Here is a 16,175-nt window from a genome sequence, read left to right as displayed (position 1 = left end):
ATGGCGCAGATCCTGACCTTCGAACAGCGATCGCCGGAATGGTACGCCGCCCGCCGCGGCGTGCCGACCGCCAGCGAGTTCGGCAGCATCATCACCCCCAAGAAGGGCGAGTACGCGGCTGCCGCTGACACCTACATCAACCAGCTGATCGACGAGGTTGTGCGCCCGGACGCCGGCCAGTCCTTCACCGGCAACCGGCACACCGAGCGCGGGGAATTCCTCGAGGACGACGCGCGCGAGCTGTACGCCTTCGAGCGCGAGGTGGTGCCGCAGCAGGTCGGATTCATCCTCAACGATGCCGGCACGCTCGGCTGCAGCCCGGACAGCTTGATCCAGCTGGACGGCGGGCTGGAAATCAAATGCCCGGACGGCCCCACCCACGTGAAGTGGCTGCGCGCCGGCGGTGTGCCGGACGAACACAAACCCCAGGTGCACGGCAGCCTGATCATCACCGAGCGCGAGTGGTGGGATTTCATGTCCTACTGCCCCGGCTACGACGCCCTGATCGTGCGCGTGTACCGCGACGGCTTCACCGAGAAGCTGCAGGGCCACCTCGACCGCTTCCTGCGCGAGTACCACGCAGCGCGCCAGGCCTTCGGCCTGAAGGTGGCGGCATGAGGGGCCTCAACTACGACTATCCCCATGTCGGCACGAAGCGCGGCGGCAACAACCGCGCCCGCCAGTTCGACCACGTGATCGACGGGAAGCGCGTCACCACCATGGAAGTGGCCGAGGCGCTGGGCCTGTCCAAGAAGATGGCCGCCGCGCGGCTGAAGCGTGGCCCGTTCCCGCTGACCTGGGAAGGCCTGCGCGGAGATCCGCCGGCATGAAGACCTGCACGAAGTGCGCGGCCCGGCTGCCGCTGCGGTTCTTCCCCTTGATCAACGGCAAGGCCACCGCCGCGTGCGCGCCCTGCCGGAACACCGAGCGCCGCCTGCACGACCCGCTGCGCCCCCTGCGCCGCGACCCGCTGCAGGTGCGTTTGAACAATCACGTCAATCTCTGGTTCGGCCCGGTGCGGCGCGAGCCTTTCAGGAGCCACGCATGATCCGCCGTCACCAGCTGTTCCGCCACGAACCGCACAACGATATCTACGGCGACTGTCACCGCACGGCCGTTGCCTGCCTTCTGGACAAGGAACCGTGGGAGGTCCCGCATTTCACGCAGCTGGCCTACACGGTGCCGGGCTACGAGTGGGAAGCCGGGCAGGCTGAGTATCTGGCAACGCAGGGGCTTTGCTCTGTCGATGTGATCTTCGGCGGCGACACCACCCTGGAGAACATCTTTGGCTTCATGCGGTCCCGCAACCCGCACGCCTACTACCTCCTGTCGGGTTTGAGCCCGCGCGGCACCAACCACACCGTGATCTGCTGCGGCGGCGCTTACGAATGGGATCCCCACCCGGATGGAGGCTTCCTTGTCGGCCCGATGACGCACGGTTACTACGAAATCACGTTCCTGATGCCGCTGGCGATGCGACTGCAGGAGGCGGCATGACCCACCACCGCTACGACCGCCGGCTGCCGAAGCGCACCGAGGGCTTCGCCTGGGGCCGGTCCATCGACAAGGTGCTGGGCGGCCACGTCCTCACCTACCGCCTGTTCCGCCGCGACCTGGCCGGAAAGCTGCACATCGAGACGCGGACGTTCCAGCTCAACGACCACCGCCGGCACATCGCGCTGCAGCTGCTGATCGCACGCCGCCAGCTGCGCGAACGCGTCGAAGCCATCGGCTATGCCCTGATCGAGGCTGAACAGGCCTCCCAACTGCAGGAGGTTGCATGACCACCGACAACAAGACCCTGGCTGTTGATGTGCTGGCGGTGATCATGGAGTCCGCCGATTTCATGCGAGAAGACGGCTACACCCACCGGGCGATACCGCTTGAAGAAGCCCATGCCGCATTGGCCGAGATGATCGAGTCTTGCGACCACTTGAAGCGAGACGCCACCAACGAACGGTGGGCCGCATTCCACGCCGCCCTCGCCCGCGTCAAAGGAGAATCAGCATGAGCAACGACAAGACCCTCGCGACCGCGAAGCACGGCGGATGCGTGAAGTTGGGCACACCCGGCTCCCGCTGGGCAGCATCTGGTGAGCCGGACCCGCATGGCAGCCGCTACGACTGCGAGCGCGCTGCGCTGGCCATGGGCGACCTGACCGACGACGAGCTGGCGAATGCTGTGTTCATGCACGGCAACGAGCGGCAGACCATGGCCGAGCTCGTCGGCGGCGCCACCCCGGCGATCGCCTACCTGACCGCCGCCAAGGACCGCATCCGCTGGCTGTCGCGCGCCCTCGCGGCAGCTGAGGCCCTCTCCGCCCAGCCCTCCCCGGGTGGTCAGGGGGATGAGCTTCCCGCGCTACCACACCCGAATTACCCGATCAGCAAGACGGGCTTGCAGAACAACCTTTACACCGCTTCGCAGATGCAGGACTACGCACGCACCGCCCTCGCCGCCCGCCAGCCGGTAGTGGTCGACCTACCCGAGTCTCTGCATGATCGGGTTGAAGCGCTGCGCGAAGTCGCCGCCCGCCAGCCGGTGGAGTCGGAAGAGAACGTCGCCGCCGACACGTACTGGACTTTGGCCGAAATGATCGAACCCCATGTGCAGCGGGAGGGCATCAACCCGGATGGGGCGCTGCCCGCTTCGGTGCATGACTCCGTTGCGATCCTGCTGGAGCACTGGCTTCGCACCCGCCAGCCGGTGGGGGAGCTGCATCTGCCTCCGGATGGGTTCTACAAGATTGTGTTTGAAGACGCCGAGGTGCCGGACGAGAGTTTCGCGCGTTCCGGGGCGCTGGATGCAGCGTTGCGGCGGTTCGAGCAGATCAGCAACAAGTGGAATGCTCATCTGTTCGTGCGCTTTGCCAACAACACCCGTGACTGCACCGTGCCAAATGCAACGCCTGCGCAGGCCGTGGACCTGGGTGCGGTGCGCGAGGCCGTCCGCAAAGCATGGCAAAAATGCGCCGCTGGCGAGAGTGTCGACTTTCAGTTCGGCACGCTGTTGGCCCTGATCGACAGCAAGGCAGACGGCAATGGCTGACCAGCTGCTCACCGCTGCAATGGTCCACGTGTTCGCCCTGGCCGGGTTCCTGGCCGGCATCGCCACCCTGTGGGCGATCAGCCGCGCATGCCGCGCCGCGCGCAATGGGCTGCGCTGGTGCTGGCGAAAGGCGGTGGCCTGATGCAGATCCAACACCTGGTCAACGTCTCCGGCGGCAAGGACAGCACCGCGGTCTACCTGCGCGCAATCGAGCTGGGCCGGCCATTCCGTGCCGTGTTCGCTGATACGGGCAACGAGGATCAGCGCGTCTACGACTACGTGGCGGAGCTGGCGCACAAGACCGGCGGCCCCGAGGTCGAAACTGTCCGCGCAGACTTCAGCCGGCAGCTCGCGCAGCACCGCGAATACATCCTGCAGAAGTGGCCAGGCCAGGGCATCCCCGATGAAGTCGAGCGCCAGGCCGCTGCGCTGCATGAGCCGACGGGCAACCCGTTCCTCGACTTGTGCATCAGCAAGGGGCGCTTTCCCTCGCGCATGGCGCAGTTCTGCACTGAGGAACTGAAGACCATCCCCATCACAACCCAGGTGGTCGGGCCGATGCTGAAGGCTGGACCGGTACTGCAATGGCTCGGCATCCGGGCCGAGGAATCCGCCAACCGGGCCAAGCAGCCGCGCTTCAACCGGCATGAGTCCGGGTGCCACGTGTGGCGGCCGATCTTCGATTGGACTGTCGAACAGGTGTGGGACCAGCACCGCCGACATGGCATTGCCCCCAACCCGCTCTATGCCCTCGGCATGGGTCGAGTCGGTTGCATGCCATGCATCAACTGTCGGAAATCAGAGCTGCGCAACATCGCCGACCTGTTCCCCGATCACATTGACCGGATTCGGAGCTGGGAGGCACTGGTAGCCGCTGCGAACAAGCGAGGCAGCGCGACGTTCTTCCCCGCCGTGACCGATCCTACCGACGTGGATCGGCCTGGCACCTATTCGCGGATCGACACCCTGGTGGAGTGGAGCCGCACGAGTCGCGGCGGCCGGCAGTTCGACCTGTTCTTTCAGGAGCAGGCCGGCGGCGGCTGCAATTCCGACCTGGGGCTATGCGAGCGAGGTGCTGCGTGACCGCCCAGCTTTTCCCCCGCGAACCGCGCCGCATGAAGCAGCCGGCCAAGGACGTGCTGCGCGAGCAGCTGGTGATCGCGGCCGATGAAGTGATCCGCCTGCGCGCAGAGGTGCTGCGCCTGCGCGATGCAGCAACCCAGGCAACCGAGCAGCTGCGCGCTGCGCTGGCCACGAACTGAAGGAGGACAACATGGCCGACAGCCCCTACCTGTCCCGTGACGATATCAAGGCGCTTTGCCGCACGCCGCGGCGGAAGGGCCAGGCCGAGTTCCTGCGCAACAACGGGATCCGGCACTATCTGGACGCCCACGGGTGGCCAGTAGTGCTGTGGTCCGCGATCGAGGGCAAGCCGGAGCCGAAGACGCCGCCGGCGACCGATTGGAAACCGAACAAGGCCGCATGATGGGAAGGAAGCCGACAAAGCCGGGGGCGATCCCCCGGTTCCGCAAGCGCAAGCAGAAATCCGGCGTGGTGCACTACTACTACGACCACGGCGGCAAGCCGCGCAAGGAAACCCCGCTGGGTAGCGACTACGGCCTGGCCATCCAGAAGTGGGCGGAGTTCGAACGGGCGTCGACGATCCCCGCAGGCGCGAAGCTGACGTTCCGCCAGGCCGCAGAGCGCTATCAGGTCGAGGTTATCCCCACCAAGGCCGAGGGCACCCGCAAGGCGAACAAGCGCGAACTGGACAAGCTGATCGAGTTCTTCGACGACCCACCGGGACCGCTCGATGCCATCCGGCCGACGCACGTGTTCAACTACCTGCAGTGGCGCCGCGATGCGCCGGTGAGCGCGAACCGCGAGAAATCGCTGCTGTCGCACCTCTGGAACTGGTGCCGCAAGAAGGGCTACACCGACCTGCCGAACCCATGCGCGGGCGTGAACCGCAACCGGGAGGACGGCCGCGACGTGTACGTGGAGGACGACGTGCTGCAGCGGGTGTACGACGCTGCAGACCAGGTACTGAAGGACGCGATGGACCTGGCCTACCTGACCGGCCAGCGGCCAGCGGACGTGCGCGAGCTGGACCGCCGCAACATCAAGGACGGAGTGCTGGTGCTGCGCCAGAGCAAGACGAAGATGCAGATGCGCATCGCCATTACCGGCGAGCTGAAGGTGTTGATCGACCGCCTGCTGTCGAGGAAGCGACCGGACGATGCGCCGATCAGCACGCGCCTGTTGCTGGGCGAGGACTGGCTGCCGATCGGCAAGGATGCGCTGCGCTACCGCTTCGATCGAGCGCGCGAACGTGCCGGCATCCCGAAGGACCAGTTCCAGTTCAGGGATCTGCGAGCCAAGGCCGGCACCGATAAGGCCGATTCGGCTGGCGATATTCGGAAGGCACAGCAGCAGCTCGGCCACCAGTCAGTGACCACCACAGAGATTTATGTGCGTAAGCGCCGCGGTGCTTTGACCAGCCCGACGAAGTGAATTGCGGAGCGGTCGATATTTTGCGGAGCGAGGGGGAAGGGCTGAAACCCTTGGTGCATATGGTGGGCCGTGAAGGATTCGAACCTTCGACCAAAAGATTAAAAGTCTATAAATCTATTGAATAAAATCAACAACTTATAGAATTATAATTTACGGCCCGACTCTACAGAAACTCCCTTCTACTGGCCCATCCTACGAGATTTTTACGGACGGTAAGCCCTCAAGCTCCCTCCCCCAGGAAGCCAGACACCGATAGGCAATTCCCAAACTCACACCGCCGACGGCAGAGGATACGCGGGCTCCTATTCGGACTTGAGGGCAACGGGTGCCACTGCGTCCATGGGAGCCTGGTCATCATCTTTTGCGGGGCCCACGACGCTTTCAGCGGTCAGGTTGGGCTGCCCAAGGCTATACATCACTTCAATTACGTCGAGGATTGGAAAGCTTCGACGGTCCTCAAACTGCTGGGCGAGAAAGCGATCCGCGTTGCTAGGAAGAGCGACAGGCTTGGGCACTTTGGCGTCCGCCAGCAAGAACTGCTTGACGGCGAAGAAGGAAGAATAGAATGCCTCCATAAAACTGGCATCGTAGGGCAGTGGACACAGTACAAGGTTGTTGTCATCGTCCCTCCGGGGCGACTCACCAAGCTTCGTCTCAGGGTAGATACCGAGCCGAATTCCAGCCGCCTTTTGGAAGTCAGACTTATTGAGCTTCAATGAAGTTCCGACCCACCGAGACTCGGAGGAAGAACCAAGGAACAGATCCGCCTTCCACAACCCCTTGATACTAGACGGAAGACGATCACGGGCCTTGGTATCACGCAGCGCCTTTTGGATCGTATCCCACTGCTTTTTCAACTTTGCGGGTTGCCCCACCTTTCCTGACAAGACTCGCGAATCGTTAGTGATAAGACTTTGCGACGTATTTATCAGCGAAATGCTTCCGGTCTTCTCAGCTCCAAACAGAATGGACTCTGCACCCGTCTTGATGCCACAGAAGTCGTTCAAAACATTACTGAGAAGATCGTAGACATTCTTGTCTTTAGCGACCAACGAATCGTGCACGGCGTATTCAAAGCAGATTCCACAGTCGCCACTGCCCTCCCTGTACTCACGCGCAAGATCAGCCAAGGTGATTTTCTCGTACCCACCGAGCCGTTCCACGCGCTCCCGCTGTAGGGCAAACAAGACACCCTTCAGCACTGGCAAAGCCAATGCAATGCGCGCGCGTGCAAGGTCAGATACGTCAGATACCTGCAGTTCCTTCTGTAGTTTCATTTGCTAACACCAGGTTCAGAGTGGCGAGGCTGGGAGCATACCTGAGCGTTAAGCCTTTAAGGGCAGTTGGCTCGGGGAGGCGCAGGGGTGGCCTGCCAATCGCACAGATAGTAGCAGCGGCAGAACGGCAACCTTCCTCGCTCACCAACCACGTAGATCGCGGAGCCCTGCCCTCACCCATGCCTTGCGTGCATCCCTCGGACGGGGCTTCGTCTCGGCCGGCGGCCTACGCGGCTCCAGCGCTGCCTTGATCCGCTCGACCTCTTTCGCTCCTGCCTCGGCCAGGCGCCGGGCCTGTTGCTGCTGCTCACGGGTCGGCGGTAGGCCGGGCAGCGGCGGCTCCGGCTGGATCGGGGTGCTGTCGGTCAGCCGGGCAACCGCCTGGCGCAGGGGCAGATCGGGATAGAGTCTGGCCGCGCACCAGCGCTCGGCGTACCGCTTCGCCTGCCGGACGTTGGCCGCGCGCACTTCCTTCACCTGCCACATCTTCTGACCTTCCATCCATAGCCGGACCCCGGGACCGCCGTCGGGCGTGACGCTGGCCGTCTCGCGGCCGCTGTACCAAAGCGCCCAGCGCTCACCGGTCTGGACCCAGCCAGAGGGGATCGAGGCGGTGCGGAAGCCGTGGGAAGAGCGCATGGCCGGAAGGATACGGCCGGCGGTCGCAAAGGCTGCGACAAGGGATCGTTCACCGGCTGAACCGTTCGGGATCACGCCCCGGCCACGGCCGACAGGGTTACCCTCCGGCCATGTGCGGCCGATTCGTCCAGCTCCCCGTGATCGACTTCGGCCAGTCGGGGCTGGCTGACCTTGCCCCCGGCCTGACCGAGATCCAGCCCAGTTACAACCTCGCGCCGACACAACGCGCCTCGGTGATTCTGGACCGGGGCGAAGGCCGGCGGGTCACCCGGCTGGCGTGGGGTCTGCTGCCATTCTGGGCCAAGGCCAAGGGCCTGCAGGGCTCGACCATCAACGCCCGGATCGAGACGGTGTCCACCAAGCCGGCGTTCCGGTCGGCCTTCAAAAAGCGCCGCTGCGTCATCCCCATGGCCGGCTACTACGAATGGTCGGTCAGCCCCGAGGACGGGAAGAAAGACCCCTGGTTCATCCACGCCGCCGAGCCGTTGCTGGCCGCTGGCCTGTGGGAGGACACCAGCCCCCTGCTGCCCGACGGCAACCTGGGCACCTTCACCATCATCACCGGCGACAGCAGCGGCGTCTCGGCCGACATCCACGACCGCATGCCGGTGTGGCTGCTCGCAAGCCAGATCGATGAGTGGATGGCGGCCAGCCCCGACGACGCCATGGCGATGCTGCTGGCAAGCTCGCCTCCATCCATGGAGGCGTACAGGGTCACTCGCGCCGTCAACACGCCACGCAACAATCGCGAAGACCTGCTCCACCAGGTCGCGTGATGCCTAGAGCAAGCTGGCCTGGCTGTCGTCCCAGCTCTTAATGATCAGCTCCCCGAACTTCTTCCCTCTCCCCTGCCCGCCACCAATGGTGTAGTCCAACTGGAGCGGCACCAGGTCGAAGCCGGCGAAGACCTCGCGGATCTCAGGATGGTCATTGATCGAGACCACGAACCGGCCAGCCGAGGTGCGCATCAGCTCGGCCATCGCCTCGTACTCAGCAAACGGGAACTCAACGCCATAGCCCTCGGTTTCCCAGTAGGGCGGATCAAGGTAGAACAGTGTTCCCGGGCGATCGTAGCGCCGCACGCACTCCTGCCATGGCAGGCACTCGATTACGGTGTTCGCCAGGCGAAGATGCACCGCGCTCAGTTCCTCTTCAATGCGCAGAAGGTTCAATCGCGGCCCACCAGCCGTCACCACACCGAACGATTGCCCCTGTACCTTGCCGCCGAATGCAAGCTTTTGCAGGTAGTAGAACCGCGCTGCGCGCTGGATGTCGGTCAGGGTCTCCGGGCGCTCCATCTGTGCCCACTCGAACATCTGTCGCGAGACCAGGGACCAGCGGAACATCCGCACGAACTCATCCAGGTGGTGGCGTACACACCGGTACAGCGACACCAGCTCGCCGTTGATGTCGTTGAGCACCTCCAACTGTGCTGGGTACGGCCGCATGAGCAACGACGCGGCACCGCCTGCGAATGCCTCGACGTAGCAGTCGTGGGTCGGGAAGTGCGGATAGAGGTGCTTCAGGAGGCGGCGCTTGCCGCCCGGCCAGGAAATGATTGGCTTTGGCATGGTTTCTCAGTATTTGCGATAGGGGAAGCCGACAATCCCGCCGCTCTCGCGAGGGCGACGGGGCTGCGGCCAATGCCAGGTGCTGAGATCACCTGTGTTGCGGCGCCGCCCGAATGCTTGCCGGCATCCGGGCGGCGCCCTGTCTTGCTAGACGGTTACTTCGATGAGGGGCAAATTGGGGGCGGCCTCAACTAGGCGCCCAGCCCGAACCCACACGTTGTAGGGGATGGGCAGCTGGAGCTGACCAAACGCCCGCATCTGCACTCCGTCATAAGTGGTCAGCGTGCTGGTTCCGTCACTGTTGTGGGCGGTGACTGTCGCCAGCAATCGGGGGCTACTGGTCACCAGCTCGCCGAATTGATCCCACAGGTCAGTCCGCATCGGTGTAGTGCCTCTCGATAGTGGCGGTCTGTTCAATCACAACGGCCTGCTGGTCGATCACAACCTCGATGCGCAAGGACTCGCATTGGCCGTGCCATGTGCCCTCAGCGGCGACGACCTCCACCAGATCCAAAGGCATGATGGCCCCCACTTCCCCCGCCTTCAGTGGCTTCGGAAAGAGGGGAACGGTCAAGTCCACGGCTGCCTGCTCACCGCGATCGCTCAGAACGTTGCGTCCTCGCTCAGCGCCTGCTGCAGCTACGCTGATCAGCGGGCTGCTCACCTGCTGGGCGTAGAGCTGCCCCGCCTCTCCAGCCTTACGCACCTTGCAGGTGACTCCTTTGCCCGGAATCTCGCCGGTCACCACGACGGCGTCGTACAGTGGCGCGCTCCGCATCTGCAAGCTCTCGGTCAGCACAATGTCCTCCTGCACGACATGCGCGGGCTGGGTCTCGCGCCAGAGCCATGGGCTGGTCGGGTAGCTCGCACGGACGTGAAGTGACAAATCCTGCGGATGGGACTGGACCACCGCCCCGCTCGCCTCTGCCAGCGCGCTAATCGCCTCAAGCGGCGTGCTGGCGTCATAGAACCAAGCACCACCAGGAACCGTCCAATCGACCGTCTGGTACTCGCTGGTAAATCCCGTATCAGCCAGCTCTTCAGCAACCAGTTGAGCCATGCTCCTGTCCTCGTTAGCGACTTTCACCCTTGCCGGCGCGTACGGAGCCGCGAGCAGAGCTGTTCGCGACCTGCCACTGAGCCGAACTCCGCCATCGGCAAACTCCCGCTGCTTCTGGAAGCTCTCGATGATGCCGGTCCACACATGGCCATTCAGGGATACCTCAAACTGGCGAGGGCCCGCCGCTGTTGGCTTCAGCAGGGGCAGCTGCGTTGGGTCGGCCAGCTCCACGTCGAAGGTCCACCCCCAAGCGCTTCTGCTTGCGCTGAGGGAGATCCTCGACACTTCGATAGGCGTCCGGTCAGGAAGGCGGACGAACGAAACTTCATTGATCACGACATATGTCCTGCGTTGTGGGCGAACCACGTAGCACGCTGTGGTCCCAAGGTTGAGGGGGGCAAGACCGGGAACCCCGACCAGGGGGCAACCCAAGTTCAGCGAAACGGAATGACCTGGCGGGACGCCGGGCTCCGGATCTGGATCAGGGTCCGGCTTGACCGGAGGGCGGGTAACCCACTGCACCGGCCTCGCAGTCCCCCAAGGCAAGCGACCATATCGCCTGGTTGCTCCGAGGTGTTTCCAGCCATCGGACCAGATTGCGCTCGTCCTCTTGGGCGCACCCTGCCACGACAGCTTCCTATCCCCACGGACAGGCGAGCCGCGCATCCACACGATGCGACAGCAGGTCCCCGCAACGCTGAGCCAGCCTCGCCATGACGCTAGAAGGCATCGGGACGCCTGCGGCAACCCGCTCCACATGAGCAGGATGTCCTCGCCCGTACGAGCGGCATTTCCCCATCGCAGACCGACCTGGCCGGCTATGCGTGGGGCAACATCCCAAGCCACTGACGTAGAACCATCGACGCGCGACGCGCCTCCCCATGGCACGAGCCGCAAGCACCGAAGGGACGTGGACGCTCCCCAGCCGACACTGGTCAAGCGCGTGGCCTGTGCAGCCCCCCTCCAGGTGATAGCGGCGGCTAGCGAAAGACCTCGCAATACGGGCTCAACAGGATTCTCATCCCAGTCGACACCGAGATTCAGTGACGCGAAGCCGCCACTGCCACCGAAGCGCGGACCAAGGTTCAGCCGAACAAACGCCCCACCCTGGGCCATCATGGCTCCATCTTTGCCGGCACTACCCCGTCTTGGATGGCTGAGTTGACCCTGCCAGCCACATCAGTACCGATCAGCCGGTACCTCAGCTTTCGATCGATACCTTGAAGACGCCACACGCCATCTGGGCCGCTCAGTACTGACGCGAGGTACTGGAAGGTGACGGCGTCCTGCATCGCATAAACCTGGATGTACACGCGACTCGGCACATTCATGATCTTCGCCCGGCCGTCGTCCTCGCCCTCCGGCGCGTTTCCGCCGAGGAAGCCGTCGCCGCCTCGGGGACCCCAACTGCGATAGAAGGTTCCATGAATCATCGCCAGGGCGCATCCAGGCGGAACAGCACTTGGCCGTTGCGATCGGCGACATCGGGCTCTACAACGTTGTAGTTCACAGCCAGCCACTGACCGAGCCCGATTCCTTCGATGAAGGGCACTACGCTGCCCTCTGCGTGCGGCCGGGCATGCAGCGGCACCAGAATTCCCGGCAAGTGACCACGCAAGGCGAACGGCGCTTCACGCACTGCTGCGCGCATGTAGTTGTATCCCCCGTGCGCACGGTCTGGGCCCACAGGGTATGCCCCGGAGCCATATGAACGCCTGTTCTGCCCACCTGCAGGCGGATCGATCCCAGTAGTGGCGACCCGACCTGGAGCATTCTGCCCGCCGCTGTAGCTGCGCACCACAAATCCACCGGGAACGTACGAATTGTCGCGACTGGACACTCCTTCGACCGCGACTCCTAAAGGCGATGCAAAGAACAACGAGCAGACGTCGGCGTTCCAAGCCGGGGTGTAGAACGTCAGATCGTTCGAGCCGAACATCACGAAGGGGAAAACATCGCCCGAGACTGTCGTGTCAATGTCGCCGTAGTAATAGGGGCCAAGGCCGTTGCCAAAGTTGCTCCACGCCGTAAAAAGGTAGAAACCAATCTCCGTCGCTATGGCAATCCAGCTCCGAGCGTCGGCGGTTGTTGTCGGCGCCTTCGCAATGAATGAGCCACGGGCCTGTAGCGCAGCGCTGGGGGTTTGATCCGCGCCGGTGTCAATGTCGGACATCGAACTGTAGGCAAACAATTGAGCCAGACAACCCGTGTTCAACGTTGCAGCCGATGCATCGTCGCGCACTCGCAAATAGGTGCCAGAGCCCGTCGTAGCACTGTTTCGGAACACCTGCACAGAAGAACTGGCGTAGGGGCGAGTCCAGCCTGCGCCAGGCTTCGCGGATGCTCCATCCCCATACCCTGTCACCAGGATCGCGTTGAGCACGGCAAGCAATGAGCCGGCCTGGCCGTTAAGAATAGGCGCTCCCGGATCAGTGCTGCGGTAGACGATAGGTATCAACGTCACTGGGCACCTCCAGCAACGTTGCCCACGACCATCAGCCGTGTGGAGTCGGTCGCGCCTGCCGGCGTACCAGGTAGCGTGGTCCGCGCCATCCACACCGGTGCCAAGCCGCCCACGGTATTGAATCGCACGACATTGTTCACCGACCAACCACCACCCCAGCCAGCAGCCCGCATGCTGAAGTACGCCTTGTTGGTGCGAGGGTTGATGGGCGCAAGGTCCGTTGTGGTACTCCCAGTGGCGATCACGCCCACCGTCTCCCCCATGACTTCAAAATTCGTCGAACTGGTGAACCGCACAGCCCACCTTTCCGTTATGGCGTCGCTGTTGGTCACGTCGAGAGGGAAGTCCGTGTCGTTGTAGGTGCCAGGCGCCGGGCTGCCAATCGGAATGTTGCTCCAGGCTCCGGTCCACGCGGCCTGATCGAACAGGCTCTCGACCCGCGCCTGCAGGTCTAGTGATCCATTCGCCTCGCCAAGCCGCAGCGCCGTACTGATGAGGGATTCGCCAGCCGGGTAGTCGTGGGTCAAGCCGGTGTTGATTTCAATTTCTCCTGTGATCTGCGGCTGGACCACCAAACGCCGGTCCTCGACACGCTCGCTCACTACGATTGGCAGCGTGTATGCGGAAAGGTTGAGCGGATCGCTGAAGGTCAGGCTCCCTGCATCAAGGTCAGCGGTGTACCAAGCGCTATCCACGGGCTTCCCAGCCGCGTCCCTGACTTCCAGCCCTGCGATACGCGTCCGGCCAAAGCTCAGCACCTGATTCGCCTGGGGCTCCGCAACGCTGTGCTTTGCCGTGTGGTGAATCAGGACCGTCTGCCCGGGCTTGAACGCTGGAACACGGCCGTCGCTGGGAAGGCGAACAGATGAGAGGCCGATCACGACCTCAGACAGGGGGATAGACCGATAGACGACGGCTCCCATGTAGATCGAGCCAGGCAGGACCAGAGCCGGCCGCCAGACGCGGTCCCCTTCCACCAATGCGGGGTCGAACCAGGGCATTCCCTCATTGCCGGCGACGGGCACGAGCTCGCCGAACTGCACCTTGACGACACCGCTCTCCCAATCGACCGTGCCCCGCATCTGGGAGGTGGCGATATCACCATTGATATCAGCCGTCGCAGTCAGCAGCTCACCGTCGAGGCGGCTGGCCCTCAACGTGAACATGCCCGGTCGAAGAGGGGAGCCCGGGGCGCGGAAGAAGATGAACGCAACGCCCGGGTCAGCGATTCGGGTCAGCAGGGAGAGGATCTGGACCTGATTGCTTCCGCCTGGCACCCACTGCGACAGATTCACCACTCCCGACGTGTAATCGATCGTGCCGGCGTAAACACCCGCGCCAGTGGCAGGGTCGATGCTGTGATACAGGCCGCCGCTGCGGTCCACGTATGTCCGCCCACGGAAACTGAAGCGCACGCTACCAGGAACGACGCTATCACTGGTGGTGGGCGTCAGCTGCAGCTGCATCGCGGGCAGCGGCAAGCTCTCCTGCGCTTGCTGCGAGGAGTCGCCCGACAACAGCCAAGCGACTGAGATGATAGTGCCAGCAGAAAACTCAGCGAGCACATCCAAGCGGCCGTACCCCACCACCTTCAGCCGCCCGGACTGAAGCTCGTACTGCGGGTAGGACACCTGGCGGACCATGAACTTTCCAGCCTGCAGGCTTACCGCCCCGGTCGCATAGTTCACCGAGCCCAACACCGTGTCGGCACTGGCGTCACCCACCGAGACGGCCCGGAGGTTTCCATTGCCATCATCCTTGGCGATCGCACGCATTGGCTGCGGCGCTGACGAGATGTCGTCGCGATCACGGCGCACGCTGATCACCCAATCAAGGAGCACCGACCCCGGTCGCACAGGCCCCTGCGGCAGCACAAAGGAGACGATCCCGGAACCGTCCGGCACCGGTTGTGGGGCCGCATTGAGCTGCTGGCCCCAGTCATATGTGACCGACACCTGGCTATCAGCGTCCGGCAGGGTCGCCGGCCGCAGCGTTACCTCACCTGTCGCATACGCGATCGAGCCGCGTAGCTGTCCCCCGACAAGCAGACCACCCACGCCGTTATCGGTCACCTCGACGTCAGCCCCGCCGACGCGGAGCAGCATGTGAACACTGCCCGGGATCGCGGTCCCCTCCCCCAACGTGAAGTGCAACGCGGGCGGCAAAATGGCCGCATCGCCCGTCCGAGGCTCTGCCACAACCGCCGTGCCCCACGCGCCAATGATGCTGCTCTTCAGGTCCGGCAAAGCCCCGGCCGTCAGGACGACCGAGCCGGTCATGTAGTTGATGGTGCCACCGCCCTGACCCGGCTTGCCAACCAGCTGCCCCTTCCCGTTATCGCTCAGCCTCACCCAACGCCCGAGAGCCCGATAGTCGACAGTGATCGTCCCAGGCGCCGGCAGAGGGGTCAGCTGCATCAACCAGACCATTCCCTGGTTGTTCTGGGTCACCGTGATCTCGTCGGTGTAGCCCTGCACCGAGATTGAGCCGGCAGGAGTGGCGGAGATGCTCAGGCTGGTCAATCCGACGCCCGTAGCGTGGGAGATCGTTATCACCCCGGATTGGTAGTCGACGCTTCCGCTCCAGGGAGTCACCGCCGCCGATTCCAGGGCACCGCTGCCGTCATCTACCAGCTCGACGCTTCCAGCCATGACTTTGACGCTACCCACTGCCACACCGGTGCCCAAGTAGCGGTTGACCGCCACGCCGGCATTGAAGCTCGCGGAGAACGTTTGGCTCAAGCTCCCGACCGGCCCGGACTGCACGTGACTGATGGTGCCCATGCCAGCCAGAACGTCGCTCACCGGCGTCTCCGCCGTGGAGGTGGGGACAATCGGTACATACGGCGTGTCGACGACCACAGAGAGGTCGCCAGGCTTGGCAGCCGCAGAGAGGCGCTTGACGCTGTGGTAGCTCGTCGCGTCAACCACATTTGTCTCATACACGCGGGTGGCCGGCTTTGTTGCGCTGTAGCGCACGACCTCCTGTCCGAAGAAGTTCCGCAGCAGCGGGTTGATCAACTCGATCACGAGAACATCGCGCTCGAATGCGCCTTGATCGTCCGTGAAGGTGCGAGTGGTCCTGGAGAGAACGGTCTTCACGCGAACGTACTGCTCCGCCTCATCATGCCCGGAGCCGGCGAGGGTCAACAGGCTGAAGTTGTCATTGATGTCGGGGCTGGGCGCATCTGACGTGGTATAGACCAGCATCGTCATCTGGCCGCTGAAATGGTTGCCCATCAGGATGAACCTGGACTCGGTGCCGCGCGTGATGTAGCTCTCGACGCGGTTCTTGGCATCCAGCCGAACATCGCTGTACGACCCGGTCGCGAACATGCTCACGGTCACACGAGGGTCGCTCGGCGGGTCGATCAGCACGCCGATCGCATCCTTCAGCACGTCCGGCGCAGCCGTATCCAGATGCACGAACAGCTTGCGCAGAGTCGTTCGCCCCGTTGTGCGTTCTTCATCGCCAATATCGGGGAAAAGATTGTTCATGGCGCCGTCGATGATCTCGGCTTGCACCATCCGGCCACCACCGTCGGGGTTGTCGGTGAGTCGCTGCGACTGGCGCAGCTTGATATCGATAGCGGAGATCGTCAT

General features: G+C 63.6%; 20 protein-coding genes and 1 tRNA gene. 13 read left to right on the top strand and 8 right to left on the bottom strand.

The features are described 5' to 3' along the window. Genes ACM0PK_RS13315 through ACM0PK_RS13260 form a run of 12 tightly spaced genes read left to right on the top strand, consistent with a single transcriptional unit; the run spans window position 1 to window position 5,562 of the window. Window positions 1-618, top strand: a complete 618-nt coding sequence (locus tag ACM0PK_RS13315) for a lambda exonuclease family protein (RefSeq protein ID WP_262093488.1) — start codon at window positions 1-3, stop codon at window positions 616-618. Continuing rightward, window positions 615-830, top strand: coding sequence for a hypothetical protein (locus ACM0PK_RS13310; RefSeq protein WP_197596396.1), 216 nt, complete (start codon window positions 615-617; stop codon window positions 828-830). Before ACM0PK_RS13315 ends, ACM0PK_RS13310 begins: the two co-directional genes overlap by 4 nt. Next, a complete protein-coding gene (locus ACM0PK_RS13305) occupies window positions 827-1,048 on the top strand; it encodes a hypothetical protein (RefSeq protein WP_014036662.1) in 222 nt (73 codons plus the stop codon). Before ACM0PK_RS13310 ends, ACM0PK_RS13305 begins: the two co-directional genes overlap by 4 nt. After that, complete coding sequence (locus tag ACM0PK_RS13300) at window positions 1,045-1,497, top strand: hypothetical protein (RefSeq protein ID WP_087786642.1); 453 nt, start codon at window positions 1,045-1,047, stop codon at window positions 1,495-1,497. Before ACM0PK_RS13305 ends, ACM0PK_RS13300 begins: the two co-directional genes overlap by 4 nt. Continuing rightward, a complete protein-coding gene (locus tag ACM0PK_RS13295) occupies window positions 1,494-1,784 on the top strand; it encodes a hypothetical protein (protein WP_165710893.1) in 291 nt (96 codons plus the stop codon). The genes ACM0PK_RS13300 and ACM0PK_RS13295 overlap by 4 nt, the downstream gene beginning before the upstream one ends. Then, window positions 1,781-2,011 carry a hypothetical protein gene (locus ACM0PK_RS13290; RefSeq protein WP_188240682.1) on the top strand — a complete coding sequence of 77 codons (231 nt, stop codon included), beginning with the start codon at window positions 1,781-1,783 and terminating at the stop codon, window positions 2,009-2,011. Before ACM0PK_RS13295 ends, ACM0PK_RS13290 begins: the two co-directional genes overlap by 4 nt. Continuing rightward, the gene (locus ACM0PK_RS13285; protein WP_414607129.1) at window positions 2,008-3,048 is read left to right on the top strand and encodes a hypothetical protein; all 1,041 of its coding nucleotides are present in this window, start codon (window positions 2,008-2,010) and stop codon (window positions 3,046-3,048) included. Before ACM0PK_RS13290 ends, ACM0PK_RS13285 begins: the two co-directional genes overlap by 4 nt. After that, window positions 3,041-3,190: a hypothetical protein gene (locus ACM0PK_RS13280; protein WP_312562730.1), complete on the top strand. Its 150-nt coding sequence runs from the start codon at window positions 3,041-3,043 to the stop codon at window positions 3,188-3,190. The genes ACM0PK_RS13285 and ACM0PK_RS13280 overlap by 8 nt, the downstream gene beginning before the upstream one ends. Beyond that, on the top strand, window positions 3,190-4,131 hold the full coding sequence (locus ACM0PK_RS13275; RefSeq protein WP_414607130.1) for a phosphoadenosine phosphosulfate reductase domain-containing protein: 942 nt from the start codon (window positions 3,190-3,192) through the stop codon (window positions 4,129-4,131). The genes ACM0PK_RS13280 and ACM0PK_RS13275 overlap by 1 nt, the downstream gene beginning before the upstream one ends. Continuing rightward, window positions 4,128-4,310: a hypothetical protein gene (locus tag ACM0PK_RS13270; RefSeq protein ID WP_414607131.1), complete on the top strand. Its 183-nt coding sequence runs from the start codon at window positions 4,128-4,130 to the stop codon at window positions 4,308-4,310. The genes ACM0PK_RS13275 and ACM0PK_RS13270 overlap by 4 nt, the downstream gene beginning before the upstream one ends. Window positions 4,311-4,321: 11 nt before the next feature. Then, a complete protein-coding gene (locus ACM0PK_RS13265) occupies window positions 4,322-4,534 on the top strand; it encodes a DUF4224 domain-containing protein (protein WP_087786648.1) in 213 nt (70 codons plus the stop codon). Then, a complete protein-coding gene (locus tag ACM0PK_RS13260) occupies window positions 4,534-5,562 on the top strand; it encodes a site-specific integrase (RefSeq protein WP_088497143.1) in 1,029 nt (342 codons plus the stop codon). The genes ACM0PK_RS13265 and ACM0PK_RS13260 overlap by 1 nt, the downstream gene beginning before the upstream one ends. A gap of 60 nt (window positions 5,563-5,622) precedes the next feature. On the opposite strand, the gene ACM0PK_RS13255 is transcribed toward ACM0PK_RS13260, so the two are convergent. From ACM0PK_RS13255 to ACM0PK_RS13245, 3 genes are all read right to left on the bottom strand, one after another. After that, a tRNA-Lys gene (locus tag ACM0PK_RS13255) sits at window positions 5,623-5,721 on the bottom strand. Window positions 5,722-5,864: 143 nt separating this feature from the next. After that, entirely contained in the window at window positions 5,865-6,839 is a 975-nt protein-coding gene (locus tag ACM0PK_RS13250) for a hypothetical protein (protein ID WP_049420161.1), read from the bottom strand. Window positions 6,840-6,980: 141 nt separating this feature from the next. Continuing rightward, window positions 6,981-7,478 carry a hypothetical protein gene (locus ACM0PK_RS13245; protein WP_414607132.1) on the bottom strand — a complete coding sequence of 166 codons (498 nt, stop codon included), beginning with the start codon at window positions 7,476-7,478 and terminating at the stop codon, window positions 6,981-6,983. Window positions 7,479-7,588: 110 nt separating this feature from the next. Between ACM0PK_RS13245 and ACM0PK_RS13240 the strand changes: the two genes are divergently transcribed. After that, window positions 7,589-8,254: an SOS response-associated peptidase gene (locus tag ACM0PK_RS13240; protein ID WP_414607133.1), complete on the top strand. Its 666-nt coding sequence runs from the start codon at window positions 7,589-7,591 to the stop codon at window positions 8,252-8,254. A 3-nt stretch (window positions 8,255-8,257) separates the two neighbouring features. Here the strand turns inward: ACM0PK_RS13240 and ACM0PK_RS13235 are convergent, their stop codons facing one another. From ACM0PK_RS13235 to ACM0PK_RS13215, 5 genes are all read right to left on the bottom strand, one after another. Further along, the gene (locus ACM0PK_RS13235; RefSeq protein WP_414607134.1) at window positions 8,258-9,049 is read right to left on the bottom strand and encodes a DNA adenine methylase; all 792 of its coding nucleotides are present in this window, start codon (window positions 9,047-9,049) and stop codon (window positions 8,258-8,260) included. 370 nt (window positions 9,050-9,419) lie between these two features. Continuing rightward, complete coding sequence (locus ACM0PK_RS13230) at window positions 9,420-10,445, bottom strand: hypothetical protein (RefSeq protein WP_414607135.1); 1,026 nt, start codon at window positions 10,443-10,445, stop codon at window positions 9,420-9,422. Between the two features lie 779 nt (window positions 10,446-11,224). Next, complete coding sequence (locus tag ACM0PK_RS13225) at window positions 11,225-11,542, bottom strand: hypothetical protein (RefSeq protein WP_414607136.1); 318 nt, start codon at window positions 11,540-11,542, stop codon at window positions 11,225-11,227. Then, entirely contained in the window at window positions 11,539-12,573 is a 1,035-nt protein-coding gene (locus ACM0PK_RS13220) for a hypothetical protein (RefSeq protein ID WP_279934255.1), read from the bottom strand. Before ACM0PK_RS13220 ends, ACM0PK_RS13225 begins: the two co-directional genes overlap by 4 nt. Beyond that, entirely contained in the window at window positions 12,570-16,175 is a 3,606-nt protein-coding gene (locus ACM0PK_RS13215) for a hypothetical protein (RefSeq protein ID WP_414607137.1), read from the bottom strand. The genes ACM0PK_RS13220 and ACM0PK_RS13215 overlap by 4 nt, the downstream gene beginning before the upstream one ends.

Origin of the sequence: Stenotrophomonas sp. FR010, from assembly GCF_047520755.2 — a bacterium.
Classification (GTDB): Bacteria; Pseudomonadota; Gammaproteobacteria; order Xanthomonadales; family Xanthomonadaceae; genus Stenotrophomonas; species Stenotrophomonas sepilia.
The sequence above is the reverse complement of the archived record's forward strand: the minus strand, read 5'-3'. Positions and strand labels throughout refer to the sequence as shown.

What these genes read in the sequence shown, in the direction of transcription:
- ACM0PK_RS13240 (WP_414607133.1), top strand. Translation starts at nt 7,589, where the DNA reads ATGTGCGGCCGATTCGTCCAGCTCCCCGTGATCGACTTCGGCCAGTCG.
- ACM0PK_RS13250 (WP_049420161.1), bottom strand. Translation starts at nt 6,839, where the DNA reads ATGAAACTACAGAAGGAACTGCAGGTATCTGACGTATCTGACCTTGCA.
- ACM0PK_RS13285 (WP_414607129.1), top strand. Translation starts at nt 2,008, where the DNA reads ATGAGCAACGACAAGACCCTCGCGACCGCGAAGCACGGCGGATGCGTG.
- ACM0PK_RS13290 (WP_188240682.1), top strand. Translation starts at nt 1,781, where the DNA reads ATGACCACCGACAACAAGACCCTGGCTGTTGATGTGCTGGCGGTGATC.
- ACM0PK_RS13280 (WP_312562730.1), top strand. Translation starts at nt 3,041, where the DNA reads ATGGCTGACCAGCTGCTCACCGCTGCAATGGTCCACGTGTTCGCCCTG.
- ACM0PK_RS13265 (WP_087786648.1), top strand. Translation starts at nt 4,322, where the DNA reads ATGGCCGACAGCCCCTACCTGTCCCGTGACGATATCAAGGCGCTTTGC.
- ACM0PK_RS13245 (WP_414607132.1), bottom strand. Translation starts at nt 7,478, where the DNA reads ATGCGCTCTTCCCACGGCTTCCGCACCGCCTCGATCCCCTCTGGCTGG.
- ACM0PK_RS13315 (WP_262093488.1), top strand. Translation starts at nt 1, where the DNA reads ATGGCGCAGATCCTGACCTTCGAACAGCGATCGCCGGAATGGTACGCC.
- ACM0PK_RS13225 (WP_414607136.1), bottom strand. Translation starts at nt 11,542, where the DNA reads ATGATTCATGGAACCTTCTATCGCAGTTGGGGTCCCCGAGGCGGCGAC.
- ACM0PK_RS13295 (WP_165710893.1), top strand. Translation starts at nt 1,494, where the DNA reads ATGACCCACCACCGCTACGACCGCCGGCTGCCGAAGCGCACCGAGGGC.
- ACM0PK_RS13235 (WP_414607134.1), bottom strand. Translation starts at nt 9,049, where the DNA reads ATGCCAAAGCCAATCATTTCCTGGCCGGGCGGCAAGCGCCGCCTCCTG.
- ACM0PK_RS13300 (WP_087786642.1), top strand. Translation starts at nt 1,045, where the DNA reads ATGATCCGCCGTCACCAGCTGTTCCGCCACGAACCGCACAACGATATC.
- ACM0PK_RS13260 (WP_088497143.1), top strand. Translation starts at nt 4,534, where the DNA reads ATGGGAAGGAAGCCGACAAAGCCGGGGGCGATCCCCCGGTTCCGCAAG.
- ACM0PK_RS13215 (WP_414607137.1), bottom strand. Translation starts at nt 16,175, where the DNA reads ATGACGATCTCCGCTATCGATATCAAGCTGCGCCAGTCGCAGCGACTC.
- ACM0PK_RS13305 (WP_014036662.1), top strand. Translation starts at nt 827, where the DNA reads ATGAAGACCTGCACGAAGTGCGCGGCCCGGCTGCCGCTGCGGTTCTTC.
- ACM0PK_RS13310 (WP_197596396.1), top strand. Translation starts at nt 615, where the DNA reads ATGAGGGGCCTCAACTACGACTATCCCCATGTCGGCACGAAGCGCGGC.
- ACM0PK_RS13275 (WP_414607130.1), top strand. Translation starts at nt 3,190, where the DNA reads ATGCAGATCCAACACCTGGTCAACGTCTCCGGCGGCAAGGACAGCACC.